At 63.5% G+C, this 24,758-nt stretch carries 24 protein-coding genes; 9 read left to right on the top strand and 15 right to left on the bottom strand.

All coding sequences use genetic code 11. From position 1 onward, the window contains the following. Positions 1–55 precede the first annotated feature (55 nt). From RQX22_RS14635 to RQX22_RS14625, 3 genes are all read right to left on the bottom strand, one after another. Positions 56–2,533, bottom strand: a complete 2,478-nt coding sequence (locus RQX22_RS14635) for a TonB-dependent receptor (protein ID WP_315727294.1) — start codon at positions 2,531–2,533, stop codon at positions 56–58. 185 nt (positions 2,534–2,718) lie between these two features. Then, positions 2,719–3,747 carry a FecR family protein gene (locus tag RQX22_RS14630; protein ID WP_315727293.1) on the bottom strand — a complete coding sequence of 343 codons (1,029 nt, stop codon included), beginning with the start codon at positions 3,745–3,747 and terminating at the stop codon, positions 2,719–2,721. Then, complete coding sequence (locus tag RQX22_RS14625; protein WP_315727292.1) at positions 3,744–4,265, bottom strand: RNA polymerase sigma factor; 522 nt, start codon at positions 4,263–4,265, stop codon at positions 3,744–3,746. The genes RQX22_RS14630 and RQX22_RS14625 overlap by 4 nt, the downstream gene beginning before the upstream one ends. A 200-nt stretch (positions 4,266–4,465) precedes the next feature. Here RQX22_RS14625 and RQX22_RS14620 point away from each other — a divergent pair, with 200 nt between their 5' ends. Then, on the top strand, positions 4,466–5,041 hold the full coding sequence (locus tag RQX22_RS14620) for an SRPBCC family protein (RefSeq protein WP_315727291.1): 576 nt from the start codon (positions 4,466–4,468) through the stop codon (positions 5,039–5,041). A 27-nt stretch (positions 5,042–5,068) separates the two neighbouring features. Here the strand turns inward: RQX22_RS14620 and RQX22_RS14615 are convergent, their stop codons facing one another. From RQX22_RS14615 to paaK, 3 genes are read right to left on the bottom strand one after another with little or no spacing between them, the layout of a single operon-like run. After that, positions 5,069–5,395 carry a hypothetical protein gene (locus tag RQX22_RS14615; protein ID WP_315727290.1) on the bottom strand — a complete coding sequence of 109 codons (327 nt, stop codon included), beginning with the start codon at positions 5,393–5,395 and terminating at the stop codon, positions 5,069–5,071. Beyond that, positions 5,392–5,775, bottom strand: a complete 384-nt coding sequence (locus RQX22_RS14610) for a hypothetical protein (protein ID WP_315727289.1) — start codon at positions 5,773–5,775, stop codon at positions 5,392–5,394. Before RQX22_RS14610 ends, RQX22_RS14615 begins: the two co-directional genes overlap by 4 nt. Before the next feature lie 23 nt (positions 5,776–5,798). Then, on the bottom strand, positions 5,799–7,106 hold the full coding sequence (gene paaK / locus RQX22_RS14605) for a phenylacetate--CoA ligase PaaK (protein WP_315727288.1): 1,308 nt from the start codon (positions 7,104–7,106) through the stop codon (positions 5,799–5,801). A gap of 141 nt (positions 7,107–7,247) precedes the next feature. On the opposite strand from paaK, the gene RQX22_RS14600 reads away from it, so the two are divergent. Next, positions 7,248–8,321 (top strand): alpha/beta fold hydrolase, encoded by a 1,074-nt coding sequence (locus RQX22_RS14600; RefSeq protein WP_315727287.1) that lies wholly within the window; start codon positions 7,248–7,250, stop codon positions 8,319–8,321. A 53-nt stretch (positions 8,322–8,374) separates the two neighbouring features. Here RQX22_RS14600 and RQX22_RS14595 read toward each other — a convergent pair whose 3' ends face one another. The 4 genes from RQX22_RS14595 to RQX22_RS14580 form a co-directional block, all read right to left on the bottom strand. Beyond that, positions 8,375–9,499: a dipeptidase gene (locus RQX22_RS14595; RefSeq protein WP_315727286.1), complete on the bottom strand. Its 1,125-nt coding sequence runs from the start codon at positions 9,497–9,499 to the stop codon at positions 8,375–8,377. Positions 9,500–9,756: 257 nt separating this feature from the next. Next, a complete protein-coding gene (locus RQX22_RS14590; protein WP_315727285.1) occupies positions 9,757–10,437 on the bottom strand; it encodes a TorF family putative porin in 681 nt (226 codons plus the stop codon). A gap of 22 nt (positions 10,438–10,459) precedes the next feature. Beyond that, complete coding sequence (locus RQX22_RS14585) at positions 10,460–12,724, bottom strand: putative bifunctional diguanylate cyclase/phosphodiesterase (protein WP_315727284.1); 2,265 nt, start codon at positions 12,722–12,724, stop codon at positions 10,460–10,462. Positions 12,725–13,066: 342 nt separating this feature from the next. Next, entirely contained in the window at positions 13,067–13,966 is a 900-nt protein-coding gene (locus RQX22_RS14580) for a LysR family transcriptional regulator (RefSeq protein ID WP_315727283.1), read from the bottom strand. Between the two features lie 130 nt (positions 13,967–14,096). Here RQX22_RS14580 and RQX22_RS14575 point away from each other — a divergent pair, with 130 nt between their 5' ends. From RQX22_RS14575 to RQX22_RS14565, 3 genes are read left to right on the top strand one after another with little or no spacing between them, the layout of a single operon-like run. After that, positions 14,097–14,639 carry a hypothetical protein gene (locus tag RQX22_RS14575; protein WP_315727282.1) on the top strand — a complete coding sequence of 181 codons (543 nt, stop codon included), beginning with the start codon at positions 14,097–14,099 and terminating at the stop codon, positions 14,637–14,639. After that, positions 14,636–15,991 carry an MFS transporter gene (locus tag RQX22_RS14570; RefSeq protein ID WP_315727281.1) on the top strand — a complete coding sequence of 452 codons (1,356 nt, stop codon included), beginning with the start codon at positions 14,636–14,638 and terminating at the stop codon, positions 15,989–15,991. The genes RQX22_RS14575 and RQX22_RS14570 overlap by 4 nt, the downstream gene beginning before the upstream one ends. Beyond that, complete coding sequence (locus RQX22_RS14565; protein ID WP_315727280.1) at positions 15,991–16,815, top strand: CPBP family intramembrane glutamic endopeptidase; 825 nt, start codon at positions 15,991–15,993, stop codon at positions 16,813–16,815. Before RQX22_RS14570 ends, RQX22_RS14565 begins: the two co-directional genes overlap by 1 nt. Positions 16,816–16,903: 88 nt before the next feature. Here RQX22_RS14565 and RQX22_RS14560 read toward each other — a convergent pair whose 3' ends face one another. Next, complete coding sequence (locus RQX22_RS14560) at positions 16,904–17,275, bottom strand: DUF6768 family protein (RefSeq protein ID WP_315727279.1); 372 nt, start codon at positions 17,273–17,275, stop codon at positions 16,904–16,906. Continuing rightward, positions 17,272–17,817 (bottom strand): RNA polymerase sigma factor, encoded by a 546-nt coding sequence (locus tag RQX22_RS14555; RefSeq protein WP_315727278.1) that lies wholly within the window; start codon positions 17,815–17,817, stop codon positions 17,272–17,274. Before RQX22_RS14555 ends, RQX22_RS14560 begins: the two co-directional genes overlap by 4 nt. 546 nt (positions 17,818–18,363) lie before the next feature. Here RQX22_RS14555 and RQX22_RS14550 point away from each other — a divergent pair. Continuing rightward, positions 18,364–19,203: an alpha/beta fold hydrolase gene (locus tag RQX22_RS14550; RefSeq protein ID WP_315727277.1), complete on the top strand. Its 840-nt coding sequence runs from the start codon at positions 18,364–18,366 to the stop codon at positions 19,201–19,203. 45 nt (positions 19,204–19,248) lie between these two features. Here the strand turns inward: RQX22_RS14550 and RQX22_RS14545 are convergent, their stop codons facing one another. After that, the gene (locus RQX22_RS14545) at positions 19,249–20,490 is read right to left on the bottom strand and encodes a hypothetical protein (protein WP_315727276.1); all 1,242 of its coding nucleotides are present in this window, start codon (positions 20,488–20,490) and stop codon (positions 19,249–19,251) included. 18 nt (positions 20,491–20,508) lie between these two features. Then, on the bottom strand, positions 20,509–21,432 hold the full coding sequence (locus tag RQX22_RS14540) for an AraC family transcriptional regulator (protein ID WP_315727275.1): 924 nt from the start codon (positions 21,430–21,432) through the stop codon (positions 20,509–20,511). Between RQX22_RS14540 and RQX22_RS14535 the strand changes: the two genes are divergently transcribed. From RQX22_RS14535 to RQX22_RS14525, 3 genes are all read left to right on the top strand, one after another. Beyond that, positions 21,422–21,544: a hypothetical protein gene (locus tag RQX22_RS14535; protein WP_315727274.1), complete on the top strand. Its 123-nt coding sequence runs from the start codon at positions 21,422–21,424 to the stop codon at positions 21,542–21,544. The genes RQX22_RS14540 and RQX22_RS14535 overlap by 11 nt on opposite strands. 241 nt (positions 21,545–21,785) lie before the next feature. Beyond that, on the top strand, positions 21,786–22,883 hold the full coding sequence (locus RQX22_RS14530) for a class I SAM-dependent methyltransferase (protein ID WP_315727273.1): 1,098 nt from the start codon (positions 21,786–21,788) through the stop codon (positions 22,881–22,883). A gap of 91 nt (positions 22,884–22,974) precedes the next feature. Further along, positions 22,975–23,976 (top strand): homocysteine S-methyltransferase family protein, encoded by a 1,002-nt coding sequence (locus tag RQX22_RS14525; RefSeq protein ID WP_315727272.1) that lies wholly within the window; start codon positions 22,975–22,977, stop codon positions 23,974–23,976. Here RQX22_RS14525 and RQX22_RS14520 read toward each other — a convergent pair. After that, positions 23,963–24,595 carry a YkgJ family cysteine cluster protein gene (locus tag RQX22_RS14520; protein ID WP_315727271.1) on the bottom strand — a complete coding sequence of 211 codons (633 nt, stop codon included), beginning with the start codon at positions 24,593–24,595 and terminating at the stop codon, positions 23,963–23,965. The two genes, RQX22_RS14525 and RQX22_RS14520, sit on opposite strands and share 14 nt — an antisense overlap. Between the last annotated feature and the right edge of the window lie 163 nt (positions 24,596–24,758).

Raw genomic sequence — 24,758 nt, 5'->3', positions numbered from 1 at the left:
GCGCACCCAAGTAAAAAGGGCGGCTGCGCCTCGATCGGCGCAGCCGCGGAACATATCAGAACTTCACTGCACCCGACACGCCGAACGTGCGCGGCTGAATGATCGACACGCTGGTTAAGCCGACGCCCAGATTGACGTCGGCGCTGCGGCCGCGGGCGTCGGTGAGGTTCTTGGCAAAGACCGTCAGCGACCAGCGATCGTCGGACACGCCCACACGGAGATCGACGATCTCATAGGAGGGCAATACGAAGCGAGGCTGGCCCGGATTCGGGAAGGCGCCGAGCCTGTCTCCGACATGACGAAAATCGCCGCCGAGAGTGGCATTCCATTCACCGGAAAGCGGCATCTGATAATTGAAGCCGGCCGCGGCGGTGAAGCGTGCGCTCAGTGGCAAGCGGTCGCCATCGAAGCCGATCGCCGATCCCACCGGCATGTCCTCGGTGAGATGGGCATCATTATAGGCCGCATTGGCATAGAGATCGAGGCCGCGCACCGGCCGCCACGAGACCGAAGCCTCGAGCCCTTTGCTGACCGCCGACGGCCCATTGTCGATGAACGAGCCCAGAGTATTGACCCGCTGGATCTGGATGTTCTTCCAATCGATCCAGTAAGCCGAAAGCTCAATGCTCATTTTCCGGTCGAGGACATCCGCCTTCAGGCCGATTTCATAATCAGTCACCTTGTCCGGCTCATAGGCTGAAAGCCCTGGAACATAGTTGGGACCGCCGGGCCGGAAGCCGCTCGCGATCCGGCCGTAGACCATCAAATTCTCGTTCAGCCGCAGCCTGGGATTGACCAGGAAAGTAAGGCTGTTGTCCGACGACCGCGCATCGTCGGTCTTGTTACCGAAAAGAAGGCCCGTATAGGCCGTGACATTATGTTGCTTGTTGCTGCTGTAGCGCAGGCCCGCAGTGACGTCGAACTGGTCGCTGAATCGGTAGGTGATGTTGCCGAAACCGGCAATCTCCTCGAACTTCGTGCTCCCATCGGCCGAACCGATATCGGGCAAACCGGTAATCGGCACGCCCGTGAATTTGTCGAACGTCTCGATCCGCGCGAGCGTCTCGAACTTTTCATGGGTGTAGAAGCCGCCGATCTGCCACGATAGCCGGTTGGTGGACGGCGAGGTGAGGCGAATTTCCTGGCTATATTTATCGAGCGAGGCCGGGTTGTGGACCTTCAGGCCCAGGTCTGGAATGGGAAAGAGCGGTCCCAATACCGTCGTATAATCGAGATTGAAGAGCATCTTCTGGTGATTGTAGGCGCTCGCCGACGTCAGGGTGGCGAAGCCGAGATCGCCTTCGATCTGCAGACTGTAGGCGCCCACATTCTGCGCGGTGTCGGCGGCGCCGAACGCGCGCTCCTGTTTCAGATCCCCGAAGGCCGGCACCATGGTGAAGCTGTTATAGTCGACGATCGCTGCCTGGCCGTCATAATGCTGGTAGAGCGCGGCAAGCCGCACCTTCCAATTCTCGCCCAGATCCCAGCCGAGCGCGGCGCGGAAACCGTAATTTTCGAGCTCGTTGACGTTCTTCTCGTCAAGCAGGACATTGTCGACATAGCCGGGATCGAGCCGGTAAAAACCGCTAACGCGCATCGCCGCATTTTCGGCGAGTGGGACATTGATGGCGCCGCGTATGCCATAGCCCTCGCCACCGCCATCGACGGTCGAAGCGTCGACCTGGAGGCGTCCGAAGAAGCGGCTCGGATCTGGGTCGGCGGTGACATATTTGAACAGGCCGCCGAGCGATCCGGCTCCGTAAAGCGTCCCTTGAGGTCCGCGCAGCACTTCGACCCGGGCAAGATCCTGCGGATCGATGTCGGGGATAGTATAGGCACCGGTGCCATTCGAAGCACCGAACGGCGATCCGTCGATATATATGCCGACGGTGGGATTGCCGCCGGGGCCGGTGGAGATGCCGCGGATGGTGAGCTGGGTGGCCGCCTGGGCGCCGCCGACTTGCGATACGGTCAGGCCGGGGATGCGCGCGACATAATCCTCGATCTTGGTCGCGTTGATTTCCTGGAACGTGTCCGCCGTCACAGCGGTCACTGCGGCGGGGACGTCCTTCAGCCGTTCCTCCCGCTTTTGCGCGGTGACGACGATATCACCACTGCTATCGTCCGCATTGATATCTGCGGCGCTATCGGCGGCAGCCTGGTCACCTGTCGGGCCGCCCTGGGCGACCGGTTCGGCTACGCTGGTCTGGCCGGTGACCATCAACACGCCGGACGCGCCGCGCGTGTAGGACAGGCCCGAGTCACCAAGCAGAGCGCGCAGCCCTTCATCGACGGTATAGTTGCCCTTGATCTGCGCCGATCTTTTGCCGCGCGTCAAAATGCTGTTGAACGACACCGGCTGACGTGAAACACGCCCGAAGGTGCGCAGCGCTTTTCCCAAATCCTGCGACGGAATATCGAAACTGTAAGTGGCGGCCTGCGCCTGCGCGGCCAGCGGCATCGCGAAAACAATCGCTGCTGCTGCGGCGCTCCCCGATAGCCGGGCAAATGACGAAAGATTCCGGTGCATCATATCCCCCTCTTCGCCCGACTTAATGTCGATGCTGAAGAGTAAGACGCGCCTGATCGGTGGAGCTAGCATTCAGTCGTGAATTTTTCCTGCCCGGCCGACGAGCGGGGCCGAATCTGCGTTGGAACGGCCGTGTCGACGCCTCGAAAAGGAAGTCGCGTCCCTTATTCGTAATCGGATCGGGAAATTCATTGCACGAAGGTGCGAACGCCCTCGCGCAATTCGGTTCGCACGGGAAGCACGCCGGTGACGCCTTCGACGAAGGCCCGGATATCTCCGGCCGGATAGACGCCGTTGACCGGCAATCGGGCGGTGCCGATGTCGGCAACCGCGAGCTTCACGTCGGAATAGCGATTGACCCGTTCTACCGCGATCTGGAGAGGTTCATCCTCAAAGGTGAGCAGGCCTGCCTCCCATGTCAAAGAACGGCTTGCATCCGTTTGCGACACAAGCTCCTTGCCCGCGGCAGTCGTCATAAGTTCCATGCCCGGCAACAATTGAACCTCGCGTCGCGGGTGTCCCGGCCCATCGCTTGTCGATGCGGGACCCGCGCGGTCGCTGTCCTCCAATACCGCTACTCTGCCTTCGTAGAGGATCACCTCTATCCTCCGGTTGATCAGTTCGACGCTGAAGGCTGTCCCGGTGGCAATCACGATCCGCTCAGAGGCAAGGACGGTGAAAGGCCGCAGGGAATCCTTCGCCACGTCGAACTTGGCCCGGCCACGCGCCAGTCTGAGCTCGCGGCGATCACCGGAATAGCGGACTTTGACCTCGCTATCGGCATCCAGCGAAATTCGCGACCCGTCGTCGAGCTGCACGATCCGTCGTTCGCCGGTGGTGGTCGCATATGTCTTGAAGGCATAATGGTCGTAGAGCCCATAGCCCAGGAACAGCAATGCAATCGATGCTGCCAGTGCGAACAGCCGCCGTGCCCGAAGCAGGGGCGCGCGCCACCTACGCGAATTGGCACGGCTGAAATCCTCCAGCGCCTGCGAACGATGCGCGATGACATCGGGCTGAAGACTGACCGCATCGATGCTGTGCCAGGTCCGCACGACATCGTCGAAGGCCCGGCCATGCGCATCGGACGCTGATATCCAAGCGTCGAATTCGCGCTGTTCGGTCAGGCTCAGATCGCCATGCGCCACGCGCACGCACCAGAACCCGGCCGTCTCCAGCAGGTCCCCGGGATTGCCTTGATCGCCCCGCTGCGTCATGGTGTCTGTTCCCCCAGGATCTTGCGGGTCAGGGCGGCGAGCGCCTTCGCCAAATCGCGATCGATCGTACTGATACTCACACCATAGGTTTCCGCCAATGTGCGGCGTTCGACATTTTCGAGGCGGGAAAGAAGGAACGTTGCGCGCACGCGTTCGGGAAGCGCCGCCAGCCCCTCGCGCAGCTTGGCTAGATCCTCGCGACCGCTGACGATCCTGAGCGGATCAATCGGATCGATCCCGCGCCCCTCTACGGCGTTCAGGCTGGCACTATAATCGGCCCTGACCCGATCGCGCCGGAACCGGTCTTTGAGCAGGTTGGCCGCGATTTGAAAGACATAGGCTTCAGGGGATTGGAGTTCCTTGGGTGGAAGCGCGGCGAGCCGGACGAACACCGCCTGGGTCAGATCCTCCGCATCGGCATGATTGTGCAGCCGGCGCAGGAAATAGGCCATCAATGCCGGCCGGAACCGCCGGTTGAGATTCTCGAAATCCCCGAAATCCTGCGCCTGTGGTGCCATTTGATACGATTAGTTCCATTTGCCTCGTCACGTAAGACGCATGACTCCGGCGGAACTAGCATCTTGCACGTGTCCGGTGAGCAGGACGCGGAGCGGAGGTTCGAAATCTGGCCACGGCGAAAATAGGAGCAGACGCTGCGCTTGCCGAACGCGAGCTTCTGGTGGAACAGGGACAGACGTAAGAAAAAAGGGGGACGAAAATGGCAGGGATCATCGTGAAACGAGCATTTGCCCTGGCGGCCCTGTCGTCGCTGGCTTTCGTGCCTCAGCTTCACGCTCAAACGTCGCAAGCAACGATGCAGGACACGGCCGGAAAGGCGGACAGATATTTCGACTTCATCGTCCATAGCGAGGTTGTGATCGCGGCAACGCCTGCGAAAATCTGGCCCTATATTCTCGACACCAATTCATGGCGGTCCAAGGCACGCACCCCCCTCGTCCATGACAGCGGGGAGCCGGGTGCCGTCGGCGAAAGGTTCAAGGCGATGGCGGACGGCGGCGACGACTTCCATTATTTCGTCGTGAATGCCGAGCTTGTCCCGGAACAGCGGCGGACGATCCGCCTCGACAAGAAGGAGGGGGGCCTGATCGGCTACGCAACCTGGACATTGACGCCGGACGGCGCCGGCACGCGCGTCGAATATCATGTCTATTGCCAACAGGAGACGATGATCGACGAAAATGGGAAGCCCATGGCGAAGGATGTGATCCTTGGCGGCGCGCATAAAACCATGACCGAAGGGCTGGTCCTCCTGAAGCAGCTCGTGGAACGCTGATCCGCGGCCGCAGTCGATCGGGCGATCCTATCTGGCCGCGCGAAAGTCGCTGAAGGTCGCCACCGTCTTCATCTGGCCGGATTTTCCGAGCATCGATCCGTCCAGCAGGCTGGAGGCCTCGGCCGGGACGGCGGCTCCGTTCGGCAGCAATGTATAGCGGCCGGTGATGGTCATGCTCCGAACGGATGCGACCAGCATCAACCTGAACTTCCTGGTCGATGTGAACTTTATCCGCTCGACGAACGGCGTCTTGCCCTTGACGTTCACCACTGCCTCGGCCTGCGTGTGCGCGGAGGCATCGTGCGATCCGATCCTGAGCGTGCCCGCCGGGAGGCGGGCAAAGCGATAGGTCACGATGCCGCCCGAAGCGTCTGCCCGGGTCGCGGGCGCGCCGATCCACTTCGCCAATTCGGCATAGGATGGAACCGGCCCTCTTTTGGCCTGCGTGCATCCGCCCTCTCCTTGGCGGTGGGAGCGCGACCATCGACACTGATCAGCGACCATTGCTGGGCGAGCGGACGGCGGGGATCATATTGCTCCACCAACACCTTGCGCGGATTGTCGCTGCTGTCGATCACGAGGGTGCGGCGAAAGCCGAATGAATCCGCTCGCGTCGCCCGCGCTCCGGCCAGCAGCTTGTCCTGAAGGTCATCGGCTTTCGCTTCGGCTGCGAGGCAGGTGCCGGCGATGATGATGCTCAGGATGCGGCCGAGGCGCGAGACAGGCAGATGCATTCGAATTCCTCCGCTGCCGGCGCTTAAGATCCGCGCAGGTCCCGGATCCGCGCGGCCTTGCCCATGGAGCGCGGCAAGCTGCCCGACGCAACGACCTCGACCGTGACGCTGATGCCGATATGAACCTTGATATATTGGGCGAGTTCGCGCCCATGGGCAGCCCCCTCCCCTTCGCCGCAATCCGTGCGCCGCTCGACCTGCACTGTCATCTCGTCCATCCGCCCGGGCCGGCTGATCTCGATCAGATAATGCGGAGCGAGGCCGGCGCATTTCAGCAATTGCTCCTCGATCTGGCTCGGAAAGACGTTGACGCCGCGGATGATCAGCATGTCGTCGGAGCGGCCGGTGATCTTCGCCATCCGGCGCATCGGCCCCTGCGATCCGGGCAATAGCCGGGTCAGGTCGCGGGTGCGGTAGCGGATGATCGGCATCGCCTGCTTGCTGAGCGACGTGAAGACCAGCTCGCCTTCCTCCCCGTCCGGCAACGGCTCGCCCGTTTCGGGATCGACGATTTCCGGATAGAAATGGTCTTCCCAGATGGTCGGACCGTCCTGGGTCGCGCCATATTCCTGGGCGACGCCCGGCCCGATCACTTCCGACAGGCCGTAAATGTCGACCGCGCGTATCGCCAGCCGCGCCTCGATCTCGGCCCGCATCGCTTCCGTCCAGGGCTCGGCGCCGAAGATGCCGATCCGCAGCGACGTCGATCGCGGATCGATGCCGCGCGCTTCCAGTTCGTCGAGCAGGCTCAGCATATAGCTGGGCGTCACCATGATGATCTCGGGCTTGAAATCCTGGATCAGCTGGATCTGCTTCTCGGTCTGGCCGCCCGACATCGGGATGACGGTGCAGCCCAGTTCCTCCGCGCCATAATGGGCGCCCAGCCCGCCGGTGAAGAGGCCGTAGCCATAAGCGACATGGACCTTCATTCCCGGGCGGCCGCCGGCGGCATGGATCGATCGCGCGACGAGGCCCGCCCAGGTGCGGATATCGTCCCTGGTATAGCCCACCACGGTCGGATTGCCGGTGGTGCCCGACGAAGCATGGATGCGGGCGATATCGCGCATCGGCACCGCGAAATAGCCGAACGGATAGGCAGCACGGAGATCCGCCTTGCCGGAAAAGGGGAATTTTCGAAGATCGGCGAGGTCGGCGAAATCGTCCGGAGCGACCCTTGCGTCGCGGCAGGTCTGCCGGAAATGCGGATTCCCGGCAAAGGCATGGGCCAGGCTCGCCTTCATCCGCCGGGTCTGCAGCACGCGCAATTGGTCCGGCGACAGCGTCTCGTTGGCGTCCAGCTGAAACGGTTCGGCGGCGATCGGGAAAGACAAGGTTCGCAATCCTTCGGCTATTGGCCTGGCCCCCATAGACGATCCCGGCCGCATCGGCACCGTCCTTCCGCGCACCCGCAATGGCAGTGGACATCGCCGCCGCACCGGCCCATCTTCGACCGGGGACGGGGAGAGAGCATCATGGCGACGGCACCAAACGGGTCATCGAAGCTGCTGCGCGCACTGAAGTGGATCGGCACCGCCATCCTGACCCTGCTGGCTGCCCTGATCGCCGCCGGGATCGTCTGGGAGCAGGTGGAACGTGCACGCGCGCGCAACGATTATCCGCCCCCTGGCCGGATGATCGACATTGGCGGCCGCAACATGCACCTGGATTGCCGCGGCACCGGATCCCCCACGATCATCCTGGAGGCCGGCCTCGATTCCAACGGCTCGCTCGCCTGGGACAAGGTCCATGACGCGATCGCACAAGACAGCCGCACATGCGCCTATGACCGTGCCGGAGTGATGTGGAGCGATCCCAAGCCGAAGCAGGATGCCGAAGCAATTGCCGACGATCTCCATGCGCTGCTCGCCGCCGCCCATATCGACGGCCCGATCGTGCTTGTCGGCCACTCGCTCGGCGGTCCTTACAGCATGACCTACGTCCGCAAATATGGCGACCAGGTGAAGGGCCTGGTTTTCGTGGATGCGTCCCATCCCGATCAGAAGCGGCGCCTCCCGCCCGCCGTCCTTGCCGCGGACAAGCGGGTCCAGGAGATGTACGGAACGCAGCGCTTGCTGGCCAGGTTCGGATGGTCCGGCCTGCCGCGCCTGCTGATGGCCGGCGAGGATCCCGGCACCCCGTCGGGCTTTTCCAGGCGGACGGCCGAGGTAGGCCGCGCTTATGCGGCGATGACGCTCGCCGGCACCCTCAAGGAAGCCGCGTCGCTGGACAGGAGCCTCGACCAGGCCGGCAAGCTCCGCGATCTCAGCGATCGTCCGCTGGTGGTGCTGACCGCGCAGAAATTGCCGATCGATCAGTTCGAGGCCTTCGGCATGACGGAGCAGGATGCCAGGGATTTCGTTGCGCAATGGCGGCTGCTGACGGCGGAGGAAGCGGGCTGGTCGACGCGCTCGCGCCATATCCTCGTCCCCGATGCGACCCATTATATCCAGAATGACCGGCCGGACCTGGTCGTCAAGGCGGTGGCGGAAGTGGTCGCCGCAGTGCGCAAAGACGAAGCGACCGCCTCACCCGCCGCGGAATATTAGCGCTTCTTTTCGATCCCCCGCGTTTGCCGAACCGCTGCGACGGTCGAGCGCCCTCAGCCGCCCCAGGTGGACGTCAGCAGGCGCTGGAAATTGCCGCCCAGGATCGCCTGGATATTGTCCTTGGAGTAATTGCGCCGCAACAGCTCCTCGGTCAGGTCGTAGACCCGGCGTGCATGATCGAAGCCGTCCGTGTCCCACTTCTCCCGGAACTTGTAGCTGGGGTTGAGGATGCTCAGCATCCATTTCTTATAATCCTCCGGCATGTCGTCATAGCCGTAGAGGTCGAGGTCGCTGCCCAGGCCGACATGATCGATGCCGACCAGCTTCACCGCATGATCGATATGGTCGACCATAGCGGCCAGCGTGGTCGGTTCGGCGGCGGTGACGAAATTGCGCACCCCGGCGATCCCCATCACCCCGCCCTTTGCGGCGCAGGCCCTGATCGCCTCGTCCGTCTTGAGCCGGGGATGGTCGTTGAGCGCCTTGCAATTGCTGTGAGTGATGGCGATCGGCCTGGGCGAGGCCGCGATCGCATCCAAGGTCGTGCGCGGGCCGCAATGCGACACGTCGACCAGCATGCCGACCTTGTTCATCTCCTCCACGATCGCAATGCCGAAATCGCTGAGGCCGCCATCGACCCGCTCGGTCGAGCCCGAGCCGATGCGCGTCTGCGTGTTGTAGGTCAGCTGCGACACGCGCTGGCCGAGATCGTAGAAGAATTTGACGTCCTCCTTCTTCAGGAAATGCTCGCTATTCTGGACGCCCATGATCACCGCAACCTTGCCGTCGCGTTTGGCGCGGAGGATGTCCGCCATCTTGCCGACGCCGGTGAAGACGTGGGAATTCACCTGCACATAATGTCCCCACAAAGCGAAGTAGGAGAGCACCTGGTCGCGTGCGTCGGGTCCGCCGATCCCGACTCCGTTGAGAATGGCGTCGATGCCGCTCGCCCGGTAATCGGCGGCAAGCTGATCCGTCATCGGCGCCGGCTCCTTGGCGATCTTGATCGGGTGGAGCATGTCCAGCACCAGCGATTCATTGACCAGATCGACCACCCGCTTGGGATATTCGCGCGGCGGATAGGCCCTGTTCTCCGCGCGCACCGACCTGCTGACGAACGGCGCCGTTGCCGTCGTCGCCAGCGCGCCGCCGATCATCTGCCTGCGTGAAATCGCCATCCTTGCCTCTCCCCCATGTCGATCGCTCGGCCTGCCCGGACCAATGTCCCCAGCCTCCCTTGCCCACGTCGGATGATCCAGGGCTTGCGTGCTGAAAGCAACGGCCAATCGCTAAGGCTGAGGAGGAGATTTCCTACCGGAGGTTCGCACGGATCCGGCGCGGCAGGATTCCGGGGGCTTAGCCTGGACATTTGCATGGCGCCTGATTCACGTCATTGGTGGAAGCGCGACGCGTTTCCACCTCAAACGACCAGGCTCTAAAACTCCGCCAGCAGCGACGCGACGATCCCGTCCCGCGCGGCGCGTCCTTCCTGGTGGGCGGCGCCGCGATTGGTGCCGACATAGGAAAGCGAGGCGGTGAAGATCGAGCGGCTGTAGCTGGCGCCGACTTCCCAATCCCATTTGCGATCGTAGAAGCCGTCCTCGTAACCGCCGCGCGCCTTGGCGACGATGCCTGTGCCTGGAATCTCGAAGGCCGCCGAAGCGCCAAGATAATGATTGGCCTCGTCGACATTGTCCTGGCGGGGCGTAAGTGCCGCCTCCAGCCCCAGGGTAAAGGGCCCTAACGTGCGCTCGGCAATGGCGCTGAGCTCCGCATAATTCACGCCGTTTGCGCCCGGATAGAGATAGGTATTGGCGGTGAACGTCAGATCGAAACCGGCAACCTCCGCCGCATAGCCGGCATAGAGATAGAGTTCGACTTCGGCGCCTTCATTATCGGCGATGGTCGAGGCCCAGGTGCCGGCGAAGAACCCGGCTTTGGTCGTGAGGTCCACGCCGCCCTGCACGGCCGGGCCGCGGTCGGACAGGCTGATGCCGCGGAACCTGTAGTCGGAGACGATGCCGGTATTGGCGGAAATGTCGACGGGCGCCTCGGCGGCCGCAGCGGTGCCGATCAGCGCCATGGCGCCTGGGAGAAGATACTTGAGATGTCTCATGATGTGTCGTGGCCAGCGCCGATCAGCCCACGGCCGTGCGCTTCGGACTCTCCGCCGCGTCGTCGCGCCCGGGGCTGGACTTGCCCTCCAGGAGCTTGCCGATTTCGGACGCCGGCATCGGATAGGCCATGAAGAAACCCTGCAGCTCGTTGCAGCCGATATCCTGCAGGAAGCTCTTCTGCTCGTCGGTTTCCACGCCTTCCGCGGTGGTCTGAAGGCCCGTGGATCGGGCGAGGTCGATGATCGCCCGGATGAGCGCGCTGCCGCCGGCATCGACGCTGATCTTGTCGACGAAGGTGCGGTCGATCTTGACCCGATCGACTTCGAACTCCCGCAAATGGCTGAAGGAGGAATAACCGGTCCCGAAATCGTCGAGCGCGATGCGGATGCCGAAGGCGCGCAGCAGGCGCAGATTGACCGCGAACTGGGTGGCGCTGTCGATCAGCGCGGTTTCGGTGATCTCCAGTTCGACCCGCGCCGGATCGATGCCGGCATCGCTGATGATACCGATCGCCCGATAGCCGAAATGCGGGTTGCGCAGCTGGACGGGCGAGACGTTGATCGAGATGGTCTGGATCGGCCAGTCCTTCGCCGCCTTGCACGCTTCGGCCATCACCCATTCGCCCAGAGGCTCGATCAGGCCCGTTTCCTCCGCGATCGGAATGAAGGCCGCCGGCGGCATCTGTCCCCTTTCCGGATGCTGCCAGCGGACCAAAGCTTCGGCGCCGACGATCTCGCCGGTGATGGCGGAATATTGCGGCTGATAGGCGACCGACAATTGATCGCCGGCTTCGATCGCGGCGCGCAGATCGCGCTCGGCGGCCTCGCGGGCGCGGATCGGCTCGTCCATGCTCGGCGCGAAGAATTTGTGCCGGCCGCGGCCATGGGCCTTGGATTCGTACAGGGCGATGTCCGCCTTGCGGGTGAGCTCCGCGGCATCGAGCCCGTCCTTGCCGGCCAAGGCGACGCCGATGCTGACGCCGACAAAGACCTGGGTTCCTGCGAGCATGAAGGGCTGGGACGCCGCTTCGACGATGCGCCGGCACAGCAATTCGGTTTCCTCGAAGGATGACACCTCGGTCTGGATGATCGCGAACTCGTCGCCGCCGAGCCGGGCAGCGGTATCGGTCACGCGGATGATCGCACCGAGCCGGCGCGAGAATTCCCGGATCAGTTCGTCGCCGGCCGGATGTCCCAGCGTGTCGTTGACCCTCTTGAACCGATCGAGATCCAGGCAGAGCAAGGCGACCCGATGCTCGGCGGTCTCGCGATAGATGGCGAGCGCATGGTCCAGCCTGTCGTCGAACAGCGACCGGTTAGGAAGTCCGGTCAACGGATCGTGGAAGGCCAGATGCTGGGCGGCCGCCCTGCTTTCGTACAGCTTGCGCGTGCCTGCCGTCACCCGGAAGAGCAGGACGATGACCAACAAGGCGATGACGAGAAAGGCGGCGAGCAGGACCGGCGCCAGCCGGGCGAACACGGCCGATCCCGGCGCGAATGGTTTCCAGATGAAATAACCGATCAGCTTTCCATCGCGCGAACGCAAAGCGTGGGACCGCTCGCCGGCGCCGGTATCGTCGCCCCATGAAAAGCGCGCTCCGTCGATCGAATAGGTATTGCGCACGGCAGCGAGATAGGAGCCGTCGAGCCGCCGCACGCCGATATGGAAGAATTCGGCACCGGGTTCCTGGACGATCCTGCCGGTGTCGGAAACGTGGGGCTTGACGCTGACGATGGCGGGATGCCCGTCCGCGACGATGATGTCCGCAGCCCCGGGGGTCAGGATGTTCGGCGGCAGGTCGTCGGCTGCCCCGCTGCGCAATCTGGTGCGAAGCTCCGCAACCAGCGGCATCGCGCTTGCCCGGATCCGCATGAAATCCGTGGGCTTCCCGCGCTTGCCGTCGCTCATCGCATAAAGCGGCCTGTCCTTCGGATCGAGGACATAGGCGGCGTCATGCCCGTAATAAGTGTGGAGCCAGATGCCGAGATTGGCGTCCAGCCAATCCAGATCGAGCGGGCTTTTCCGCAGCTGGATCAGGGAATCGTCCCAGACGGTGACGCTTTCCTGATCGTGCGGGACTCGTTCGACGCTCTGCGCGAGGATGGCGGAAACCAGCCTTTCCTGCCGCGCCAGCGACAGGCTGTCCGCCGTATTGGTCGACCAATAGAGCAGGCCGGCAATCGCGAACGCCAACCCGACCAGCCCGGCCATTGCCGTGGTCCAGATGCCGCCGGGAAGTATCGCCCGCCTGCCCGTCCGGCGGTCCTGCTTTCGTCTCTCGCTCACGCCTGCCCTGGTAAGGCGCAGAGGTTAATTTCATATTTGCGCGTCGCCCGGAGGACGGGGATGGGGCGGCCCGGGGACCGCCCCGCCCGTCGGATCTACCAGCGCAGGCCGAGCCTCAGGCCATAGTCTTCCACGTCGCCCAGCTCGCCCCAGGCCGAGAGCGAGATGCCGGCGCCGCCCAGCGGTCCGGCCAGCGCTAACCGCCGGTCAGGCCAGATGCGAGATTGGGGCCTGACCTGAAATCGATTCCGGCTCGGATACCCCACCTGTCCCTATCGCGGCGCAAATCGGTCCGCGCGCGTTCCCACGCCGAAAACAAAGGCGCGGAATGATCGCCAGCCTTCAAATCGTTCTGGGCGCACAGGTTTCGCCCAGCTTCTTGCGCAACCAGCGATGTGCCGGGTCTCCATCGAGCCGGGGATGCCAGAGGAGCGAGATCGTAAATGCGCGGAGGGGTAGCGGAAGCGTGAAGCTGTACATGCCCTCGCGAAGTTCGGCGGTATGCCTTTCGGGCACGGTCGCGACCAAGTCCGTTCCCTGGGCGATGGCCAGCGCCGCGGAGAAGCCGTCCACTGTCGTCATGATGTTGCGCGACAGCCCGAGATCGGCGAGCAGCTCATCCACTCGGCCGAGATCCAGCCCCTGCCGCCAGGCGATCACATGGCTGCAGGCCGCATAAGCGGCCGGTGTGATTGGGGTTCGCACGATCGGGTGATGGGCGTGGGCTACGCCTATGTAGCGGTCGGCAAAGAGTGCGTGACTGCGAATTTCGGGGCTGATCGCGTCATCCACGACGCCCGTCTCGAGATCGACGCTACCATCGCGCAACCCATCGCTGCGCTTGTCGAGCTTGCGCACGAAGCGGAGTTGAACGCCGGGCGCTTCCTCATGCACGCGGCGAATGAGCGCCGGGCCGAAGGTCTCCACGAAGCCGTCGCTCGTGCGCAATGTGAAGGTGCGTTTCAGCGTCGTGAGATCGAGCCGGTCGACAGGTCGGAGCAAGGCGCTCGCATCCTCGACAAGGAGCCGGGCCTTCTCGCGCATCGCGATCGCGCGGGGCGTAGGGACCAGGCCCCGGCCCGCGCGGACCAGAAGCTGATCACCGGTCACCAAGCGAAGCCGCGCCAGCGCCCGGCTCATCGCCGATGGGCTCAACCGCAGCCTTCGTGCCGCGTGCGTGACATTGCCTTCGTCGAGCAGCACGTCGAGCACATGCAAGAGATTGAAGTCCAACCGAGCCATAGTCGCTCCATAGGGCATGCCGTCCCACATATATAGCGCCAAACGCAATGATTGAATGCAAACCGTGCGTCTTCCGCCATATATGCGCGCCCGATATCTCCCGCTCCGAAATATGAAACGGAGAATGTCGATGCCCAGCGCCCTCGACCAGTTCATTGCGAATGTCCGATCGGATTGGGGTCCGATCAGCACCACGCTCGTGCAACGATGCCGCGCCCATCTCGCCGGATTGACGCTGACGGACCCGCGCCAGGAATGGCTGGCGGCGCTGCATTCGGAACGCCCGGCCGCGCGCGAACTGCACCGCGATCCGGCGCACGGATTCATGCTGTTGGCGCATACCGAAACGCGGGGCCTCTACCGGCCGCCGCACGATCATGGTCGGTCATGGGTAGTCTATGCCGTACAATCCGGAGAGCTCGAGGTCAGTACCTATGCGAAGCTGCTCGACGCCAACGGCCAGGTGCAGCTGGTGCGGCGCGAGACGAATGTGCTGCGGCCGGGCGCAGCAAGCGCCTATCTTCCCGGCGACATACACGACACACGTTGCTCGAGCGAGACGGCCTTGCTGTTCCGCTTCACCGAGCGCGACCTTCGCCATGAGGATCAAGTCGAGCACAAGCTGACGCGCTTCGTGGAGCGCGATGGCAATTGGACGACGGGGGGCGCATGAGCCCCTCGCCGGCCCGCCTTCGCTGGAGCATCGTCGCCGTGCTGGCGGCGATGGCCCTTGCGGTCCTCGATGCGGGGATGGTCAATGTGGCGTTGCCGACGCTCGGCCGCGCATTCGGAATTCCCCCGGGCGAGGCTCTACTGGCAGTGAGCGCCTATCAGCTCGCCCTGCTGATTGGCCTGCTTCCGTGCGCACACCTTGCCGAGCGCCTCGGCTTTCGCAGATTCTTCATCGGCGGTGTCGGACTCTTCGGTTTCGCGTCCCTTCTCTGTGCGGTGGCGCCGTCGCTGCCGCTCCTTGTCGCGATACGTAGCGCGCAGGGATTGGGGGCAGCCGCCATCATGGCCTTGGGGGTCGCGCTGTTACGGGCCGCGCTGGGAACGGACCGCCTTGCCGATGCCATAGGCTGGAACGCGCTGACCATCGCGATCTGCTCCGCGGCGGGCCCGACGCTGGGCGCCCTGGTCCTCTCGCTCGGTTCGTGGCGCTGGCTGTTCCTCGCCGGCCTTCCCTTCAGCATAGTGGCGCTGATTGCGGCGCGGCGGCTGCCCGAGGTCGGGGCCACCGGGGACCCCGTCGACATATTCGCAATCGTGCTGCACGCTGCGACGGCGGCATCCTTGTTCGGCGCGATGCGGAAGTTTGCGGATCACCCGCTCGTCGCGACCTTATGGCTTGCCGCCGCATTGCTCAGTTTCACGCTCCTGCTGCGCCGAGAACGGGGGCGCGAACGGCCTGTCCTGCCGTTTGATCTGCTGACGAGGCCCCGGTTTCGCGCTTCGGTGCTGGCTTCGGTCTGTTGCTTTACCGCGCAATCGGCGGGGCTCGTGGGGCTGACTTTCTATCTCCAAAATGGGCTGGGGCACGGGCCGATGGTGACCGGGCTTTTGCTCACCTGTTGGCCAATCGCCGTGGGAATGACGAGCATCGCTGCGCGCAGGCTCGGCGAGAGGATCGATGCGGGAGGGCAATGCGCGCTGGGCGCTACGTTGCTGGCCATCGGTCTGGCGCTGAGCGCGAGCCTTCCGCCGGAAGGCGGCGTTGCGCCCCTGGCCGTCGCCGCACTGGCCTGCGGCGGGGGATTCGGGATGTTCCAGCTTGCCAACAACCGAAACCTGTTCCTGATCGCGCCGGAGGAGCGTAGCGCTGCGGCGGGCGGGATGCAGGGCACCGCCAGGCTGATGGGGCAGACCGCCGGAACGCTGCTCGCCGCGCTCCTTTTTGCGTCGATCGCATCAAATGTGGTCGCGCCGCGGGCCGGGCTTGCTGCTGCGGCGATATTCGCGTTCGCCGCGGCGCTGATCAGCTGGCGGCAATCGAGCGTCTCGACATCTCATGGAAAGGCAGACTGATGACGGTTCTGTTCGACGATTGGCGCTCTCGGCTGAAGCATATCGGATGGGCGGGCGCGTTCCTGGCGATCCTTGCTGCGATGCTGTTTCCCGCGATCCTGCTCTCGGCCCAAGCCGGCCGTGCAATTTCCATTTTCGAGCAAGCGGGGCTGATCGCCGCCGCCACCGCCGCTACCCAGCTGCTGCGACGTAAGGCGATATGGGAAGTAACCGGGCGACCGGACAGCCAATGGTTGCGTCAGCTGGGGCTTGGCGGATGCCTGGGGGCGCTTTTGATGCTCGCTCCCGCGCTCATACTCTGGATGGGTGGATCGGTAGGATTTCGTGGCACCGGCACGGAAACTGACGCGCTGCTTGGCGCGGTGCTGCTCATGGCAGGTGTCGCGATCGCCGAGGAAACATTGTTTCGCGGAATCCTGTTCCAGCGGCTGATCGACGCGCTTGGTCCTTGGCCGGCGCAGTTGATCATTGCCGCATTGTTCGTGCTCACCCATCTTGGAAATCCAGGGATGACGGGTGTCACCAGATTGTGGGCGGCCACGAACATATTCCTCGCATCGATCATGTTCGGACTCGCCTATCTTCGGACCCGCAGCCTCGCCCTACCCATCGGCCTCCATTTCATGGCGAACACGACCCACGGCATTCTGCTTGGTTTTGGAGTCAGCGGCGAGGGCGAACCCAGCCTCCTCCGGCCCAGTTACTCATCTTCCCCCGACTGGTGGACCGGCGGGCAGTTTGGGCTGGAGGCGAGCTTGCCCGGATTGGCGACAGTCGCGATCACCACGATCCTGCTCGCATTGATCCGGCCAGGCAATCGATGACCGGGTCACCTTACCGGCCACCAAGCGCCACTTCCTTCCGTTCGGCCTGCCCGCGACCGCGCCTGCACGTCGGACAGGCGGCCCGGGCTCACCGCTTCGCGCTGCGGGCGAGTTGAAGCTCGATCCGCTTCAGCTCGCGCATGATCTGGCTGGTGTGGATCGGCGGCGCGACAGCGAGTTTGACCGCGAGCGACGCGAGCAGCAGCACGGCCGCCGGCAGCCCCCAGCGGAGCTGGGTGACCGGATCGGCGGCTTCGAAGAAGCCCCACGCCGCCCAGACGCCGGCGACGAAGAGCAATATCTGGCTCACCATCATGAACGTGACCATCCAGCGGACGCCCGCGCCGAACATACCCAAAGCGCGTTCCACAAACCCTGGTTCCTCGCCGATCGCGCGCAGCAATTCGCGCTCCTCGAGGTCGATCGCTTCATCGATGAGATCGTCCACATCAGGCATCATGATTCTCCTTCCAGTGCAGCGCGCAACTTGCGCCGCGCATGCATAAGGCGGGTCTTGACCGTGCCCGCCGGCACGTTGAGGGCGACTGCAACTTCTGCGACGCCCATGTCCTCGAAATAGAATAAGGCGACAGCCGCTCTCTGTTCTGGCGGAAGCGCGCGGATCGCGGCACGAAGCCGGGCGGCATCGAGTTCGCCGCCGATTTCCGCCGGTCCGACCTCGGGCTGCGCCGCAACCGCCTCGGCCAGCCTGCGTCGGCCGATCGCGTCACCGACTTGCCTGGCGCAGATCCGTGAAACGATCCGGTACGCCCAAGCGGGAAAGGCCCGACCGTCCTGGAGCCTCCCGAGACCGCGCCCGATCTCGATCCAGCCCAGTTGCGCGGCCTCATGCGCGCCGTCGAAATCGCCGGTCAGCCGCCAGGCATGCGCGACGAGCCTGGCTTGCCAGCGCTGCACGAGCTGTTCCATCGATCGCCGATCCCCCGCACGCGCGGAGGCCACCAGATATTCGTCCAGAATCCGGGCGGTCGTACGGACCATAGCCTCATCCCACTCGCGTCGTGAATAGGTGGGCCCAAGCAGCCAAGCGGTTCAATTATAATCGCCCAGGCTTCAGACGCGCTGCCGCGGTTCAGCGTCTTGAGGTTGGGTGATGGAGCGCCAACGGTCGCGGCTCCCTCGCCCGTTCCGCCTGATCGCCACGCCAAGCCTGCGGAATTCGGAGATGGCGCGGCATCCTCGCCTGCACGGGGCGGTGGTCATGGCAATTCGCAAGACCCATCGGCGACAATCTGATCCAGCAGGCCGTTACATATTACACATAGCCTTGCTTGGCTCACCGGAAGCCATGCGCCATTTGTGGCCGCTCAAGCCTGTCTGGTCGAGGGTTAGCTGGGGATCACGCCCTGCATCCGGACGCTCGCGGAAATGAGACCTCACCTCTGCATCTCTGTGCCGGATCGTCGCAGGAGCAACTCGGATTCGGGCCGGCCTTAGGAGCAAGGATTGCGGCCGCTCGATCATTTACGCGAAGCTTTCCATCCGTACGTGTCCCCCAACCAGTGAACATACGGAGCAACCGAGACGATGATGGACACCATAGCGGGCAATTATGCCTGGCACGGCGATGTGCGGATCGCCTTTGAGGTTGAAGGCACGGGCGACCCCCTCGTTCTTCTATGCGGCTTCAGCCAGTCGCGGGACGTCTGGCGCGAAGCGGGCTTTGTGGATGCATTCATCCGCAACGGCAGGAAGCTGGTTCTTGTCGACCCACGTGGTCACGGCCAGAGCGACAAGCCGCATGAACCTGCAGCTTACGAGCCGGAGCTCGAGGCCGGAGACGTTCTCGCAATATTGGACGATCTCGCCATAACCAAAGCGGACATCCTGGGCTATTCGCGCGGCGGCGTGACGGCGATGGAGCTGGCGTCCCGCCATCCCGAACGATGCGGCCTGCTCGTGGTTGGGGGAGCTCATCCCTATGATCAGGATTTGAGCCTGTACCGACAGGCGATCGCAGAGGGCCTGGAAGCCTGGGTGTCGATCATCGAGGAACATGTCGGCACGCTGCCGGAATCCGCACGGGCCATGTTCATGGCCAATGATGTTGAGGCATTGCGGGCTGCCGTCGCTCTGGATCGTCCCGATCGATCGGAGGCGCTTTCGAGATCCGGTGTACCTATGCTGTTATATTCGGGGACCAAGGATCCCGTTTGTGCCGCAGCTCGATCATATGCCGCAGCCGAAGGAGTGCCGTTTCTGGACCTCCCCGGCATGAACCACATGCAGGCGTTTTTTGCTGTCGAGCAAGTCGTGTCTGCCATTGCCGCCGCGAAGAAGGCGCAAGGCTTCGAGCCGGAGCCCGGAGACGAGCTCTCTCCGATTCCAGATCTGGTCGGAGAACCGCACCCACGCTCGTTCATGTGAGGTGCGGTCGCGTTGAGAGGGCCCCGGCCTGTGCAGACCACGACTTCAGTGTGGACAGACTGCTTCCCAGGCCGGGTCTGGATGCTCTGCCCGCAGACTGGCCAGCGTCGGCAGCTTCTCCGTGAGGTTCGCAGACGCGGAGATCCAGGATTCCTGCCCTCCCATCGCCGCAGCACGAATATAAGTCTCCAGCGCAAAAGATGCGCGCCCTGGAGCACTCACGATATGGGTTCGGCTGACCTCACTGGGTCCGAAGTGGAAGCAGCCGAGTGCCGTCACCTTCGCTCCTTTGGCCGCAAGAGCAGCGGGAATGTCATATGGCGGTTCAGCTTCGAGCTTCCTCCATCCGAAAGCGATACTCTCCACTGCCGGCGCACCGGATACACTTACCGACAGGCCGTTCATCATGCCCTCCGCAGTCGGTCGATTCTCCCGGATGTTCGCCGCCGGCCGCCACCGAACCTGGGGAAGCCGGGAACGCAAATCCGAGACGAAAATCCGTTCGCCGGTCCGGGCGGGAACAACGGCGAGCAAGGCGTCAGCGATCGGCCCGGCGGCGACGACCTTGTTCCAGGAATCGTCACAACTCGAAGCGATGCTCGCCGACGTCATGGTAGGATAGCGCGACCGCGTTTCCTGCCGACACTGGCTCTTGAAAGTGACTTCAGCGCCGGAGCGCCACGGCAGGTCCGGTCCGCTAATCTTCGCGTTCGCACCTGGAATTGGCACAGTAGCGGTGGTCGAAGCCGTCGATGTGCCGACAATCGTGGCGGGACGTATCAACGGCTTCCCTGCAGCGGATCTTCCATCCGTCGCATGTTCCTCGAAGCGTCGCGCAGCAGCGTTCCACCTCAGTTCGTCCCCGCAACGCGCGCTGACCTGCCCCTCGGCTCCACAGGCGGAGCCACGCCGCGCAATCTGCATCCGCGCCGGACGCCCGGCCAGAATGCGATATGCGACGAGGCGATCCTGAAAGACGAGCTTCGCTCCCTCCGGTTCGCCCAGATAAAGCTGCACGAGAGCGAGGCCATTCGTCCGGAACAGGTCGGGTCTGCCTGTGCAAGGAACATTGCCCTCGGAGACGACGAAATCCACCCGGCCATCACCGTTGAAGTCGGCGGGAATGACAAATCTGCCTTGGCCGCTCATGCTTCCAATGGCGCCGCCAGCCTCCACGCACCGCGCCACCAGCTCATTCACTCTATTCCTTATCGGCTCAGGCACTCCTGCCTGGGGCAGCGCCGGAGCCGCCCACGCCAAGGCAAGTACCACGATGATGCGCCGCATGGCTCCCTCCATTGCCTTTCAGTTCAGCTTGCACTTTTCCCGGCGCCATGCCGCGGGCGGCATTCCGAATTCCCTCTTGAAGGCTCTGTTGAAAGCCGCCTCGGAGTTGAAACCGACCGCATAGGCCACATTGCAGGCATTTTGCTGATCTTCGCGAAGGAGGTTCGCAGCCTGGTTCATGCGCCACTTGGCCAGGTAGCGCATTGGAGGCTCACCCAGATAGTGTGAAAAGCGCTCGTTGAGCACGGTGCGTGACAGACCCACCTCGCGCGCCAAGGCTCCGGCTGTCCATGAATCGGCGCAGCGCGTGTGAAGCAGGGTCATGGCGCGACTGACGTGAGGATCCCGAAGGCCACCGAACCAGCCCTTCTGGTCCTCGGGAAGGTCCGCGACAAATTGCCGCACGGCCTCCATGAAGAGCAGCTCGGCGAGCTTGCCGACGACTTCGGGTGATCCCGCCAGCGTCTCCCGGGTTGCATAGCGTATGGAACTCACCAGCCACTCACCGGCGGCACCAGCCGACGCGTCGATCGCCAGAATGGGGGGGAGGCTCAATATGAACGAATTAACGGGCGTCGCGGTGCCCAAGAAGCCGCAGAGGAGCGCAGCCACATCTCCCCCGCCACCCCAGGAGATCTTTGCAAGGCCACCAGCCTCGGCGGGCACGATGAGTTCGTGAGCGTTGATCGGATCGGCTGAAAGGCAGCTCCCGATATGATGTTCTTCATTGCGCGGGAGCAGCAGGATCTCCCCCGAACGGACCTCAATGGGAGCATCGTCGCCGACGCGGCACAGGAAATTTCCTTCGAGTACATAATGATAGGCGATCACATGTTCCGGTGTCGGGAAATATGCGGCGCAGTCTTCAGGGGTGATCCGCGAGGAGACACACCAGGGCGCCGTGAATTCGGCCTCGAGGAAGACGCTCCCCGTGAGCTTCATAGCCGACAGCATATTCGTCAACACGTCCATTGGTCTTGCTCCTCCCAATGACGGCGCTTCGATCAAGAAATCCGGCCGCTCGGCCATATTGCTGGGCGTCGGCTCGGCGTAATGAGGCTCCACCGAACGTCAGCGGGGCGAACGTTGCTCGGGGCTATCCTGAACTAATCCGCTACCCGGTGCAACTTTCACCGCGCCTCAGGGCAATGCCCCGAATCCCGAGGGTCGGCGAAGCCCGTGTCGCGCTTGCAGGGAGAAGATCATGAACCACGACCTGATCAGGAAGAAACCCAGTCACTGAGGCTATTGTTGAACGACGGCCCGGCCGCGGCTTTGCAAGAGGAGTAATAGATATGTCAGACACGATTCTCATCCATCATCAGGAAGCCGCTCCGACGTCGATCGACGAACGAGCGCTGGAGCAGTTTTCAGGAAAGGTCATGGCTGACGTGGGTTCTGCCCTGGCCGTGCTTCTCTCCTTCATCGGAGACCAGACGGGCGTCTACCGCGCCATGCGCGACCTGGGACCCAGCGGCTTCGAAGAGATCGCCGAAGCCGCCGGAGTCGATGCGCGCTATCTCCTGGAATGGCTGAGCGCGAATGCGGCGGCCGGCTATGTCGATTATGATCCGGAACAGGAGACTTTCCGGCTTTCTCCGGAGCAGGCGATTGTCCTTGCCCAGGAAGGGCATCCGGCCTGCTTCCAGGGCTTCATGCAGCAGGTTACCGCCCAGTTCACGACGCACGAAAAGGCGATCGACACCTTCCGTTCCGGCAAAGGGCGTGGCTGGGAAGATCACCATGCATGCTGCTTCTGTGGTACCGACCGGTTCTTCCGACCCGGTTACGCGGCCAACCTGATCGGCGCCTGGTTGCCGGCGCTGGAAGGCGTGGTCGAGAAGCTCCAATCGGGGGCGACGGTCGCCGACGTCGGCTGCGGCCACGGATCTTCAACGATACTCATGGCCGAGGCCTTCCCGAAGTCGACCTTCCACGGCTTCGATTTTCATCGTCCGTCGGTTCAGGAGGCGCGGAACGGAGCCGCCTCAGTCGGTCTGGCGAACGTTTCGTTCGAGACGGCGGCAGCAAAGAGCTATCCCGGCAACAGCTACGATCTGGTCTGCATGTTCGATGCGCTTCATGACATGGGCGACCCCGTCGGCGCCGCCCGGCACATCCGCGAGACTTTGGCGCCCGACGGCACTCTGATGCTGGTGGAGCCGCTTGCAGGGGATAGCCTTGCGGACAATCTCAACCTCGTCTCGCAGCTCTTCTATGCGGCCTCGACACTCATCTGCACGCCGGCGTCGCGGGCGCAGGAAGTGGGACTGGCTCTGGGCGCCCAGGCCGGCGAGAAGAGGATCGTCGAAGTGCTGCGGGAAGCGGGCTTCACCCGCATCCGGCGCGCGGCGGAGACGCCCGTGAACATGATCATCGAAGCGCGTCCCTAGACGTGTGAACGTTTGAGGTGGAAGCGTCTCGCGCTTCCACCGAGAACCTGAAGCCTCAATGTACCGCCAATCCGGATATTCGGAGAGCAGAATGACTTTCGAGACACTTCCTCAACTGAGCCGGCCGCATCTTGCCGATGGCGGACTGGAGACCGACTTCATCTTCAATCGGGGCGTCGACCTGCCCTGCTTCTCCTCTATCGTCCTGCTGCGCGACCAGGCCGGCCGTGACATGCTCGACGACTATTTCAACGCCTATATCGGAATCGCCCGTCGCGCCGGTGCGGGACTCGTGCTTGAATCTCCGACCTGGCGCGCGAGTTCGGATTGGGCCGAACGGATCGGCCTATCGCAGGCAGAACTCGAACAGCTGAATGCCGAGGCAATCTCCCACCTTAGGGACCTGAGAGCTCGCAACGATATGCCGATCGTCGTCAGCGGCTGCATCGGTCCGCGAGGCGACGGCTATGATCCAGGCGAAGTCATGACCGTGGACGAGGCGCATCGCTACCACGCGCGGCAGGCGCAGATTCTGGCGGCAGCCGGCGCGGACCTGATTTCGGGATTGACCATAACCAATGTTCCGGAAGCGATCGGAATAGCTCGCGCCGCGGAGGATGCCGGAGCGGCAGCCGTCATCTCGTTCACCGTCGAAACCGATGGCCGGCTGCCAACGGGCGAACAGCTTGGTTCGGCAATAGCAGCCGTGGATGAGGCTACGGACGGGAGTGTCGCCTACTTCATGGTCAACTGTGCCCACCCGTCCCATTTCGCCGACACCCTCCGTACCGGTGAGAGCTGGACGCAAAGGCTAGGCGGGGTGCGTGCGAATGCCTCGCGTTGCAGCCATGCGGAGCTCGAGGCGATGACCGATCTGGACGAGGGCGACCCGGAAGAACTGGGGCGCGAATATCGCATGCTCCGCGAGCAGCACCCGCAACTGATGGTGCTCGGCGGCTGTTGCGGCACCGATCACAGGCACATAACGGCCATCGCGGAAGCCTGTCTCGCCGCGCCGCTGGCGGACGGCGAAAATGGTTCGGACGGTCCGCCATCCCGGCGCACCGCTCCTGGCACCCTCAGTCTCGCCTGAGCCACCAGGGCGGCTCCTTATCCGGGGAATCGATGTCGTAATCCTTCCCACGTTCATCCTGGCCGCCGACGGCAAACAACCCGTAATGCTTGCGCCATGCATTCACTTCATCTTGCAGGTGTTGCGGTGCGGGTAGTCCCGAAATCACCAAGTCGGCCACGTCCCGATCGGGATGCATCAGCATTTTCCGCTTCCCGTCGCTGAACCAGACGGGGACCAATTGATCGCACAGGACATCGAGGATCGTTGCTGCCATGCCGCTGCTGATGGCGTCGCTCCCGGGGAGCGCCCGGACGTTGATCGAAACGCCTTCGAAGCAATTTCGAGCCTCTTTCACGAAGCTGAGCGATACCAGAAGGCCGGATCGGTCGGGCCGGGCCTCGTCCGGCATGTCCTTCATTCTTCGCCAGGCGCAGAACCATGTCCGGCAGATATGCGGACGCACGGCATGAATGCTGCATCCACCCGACCCGAGATGCGTGCAGGGTATCCCCGCCGGCTTCTTGAAATCAGGCGTGTCGACGGTCAGGGTGGTGCAACAGGCCGTGCATTCGCCGCATGACCGATCGGGAACAACCGGCCCCAACAAGATGGTCTCCAGGTCCGCCTCAGACTCCATCCCTTATCGGTGCCCGGACACCAGCGGGAAAACAAGGGCGAGGCTCGGGCGCCTCCGCGCCGCGCATCAAGAACGTCATGGTTGAGGACGTCGCAAGGCCGGAGCCGGTAAAGGCGGCATGGATCTCCCGTCCGACCGCCGGCGTATCGCCGCCATGTGCAGG

It is taken from the genome of Sphingosinicella rhizophila (assembly GCF_032378825.1).
Lineage (GTDB): Bacteria > Pseudomonadota > Alphaproteobacteria > Sphingomonadales > Sphingomonadaceae > Allosphingosinicella > Allosphingosinicella rhizophila.
The sequence above is the reverse complement of the archived record's forward strand: the minus strand, read 5'-3'. Positions and strand labels throughout refer to the sequence as shown.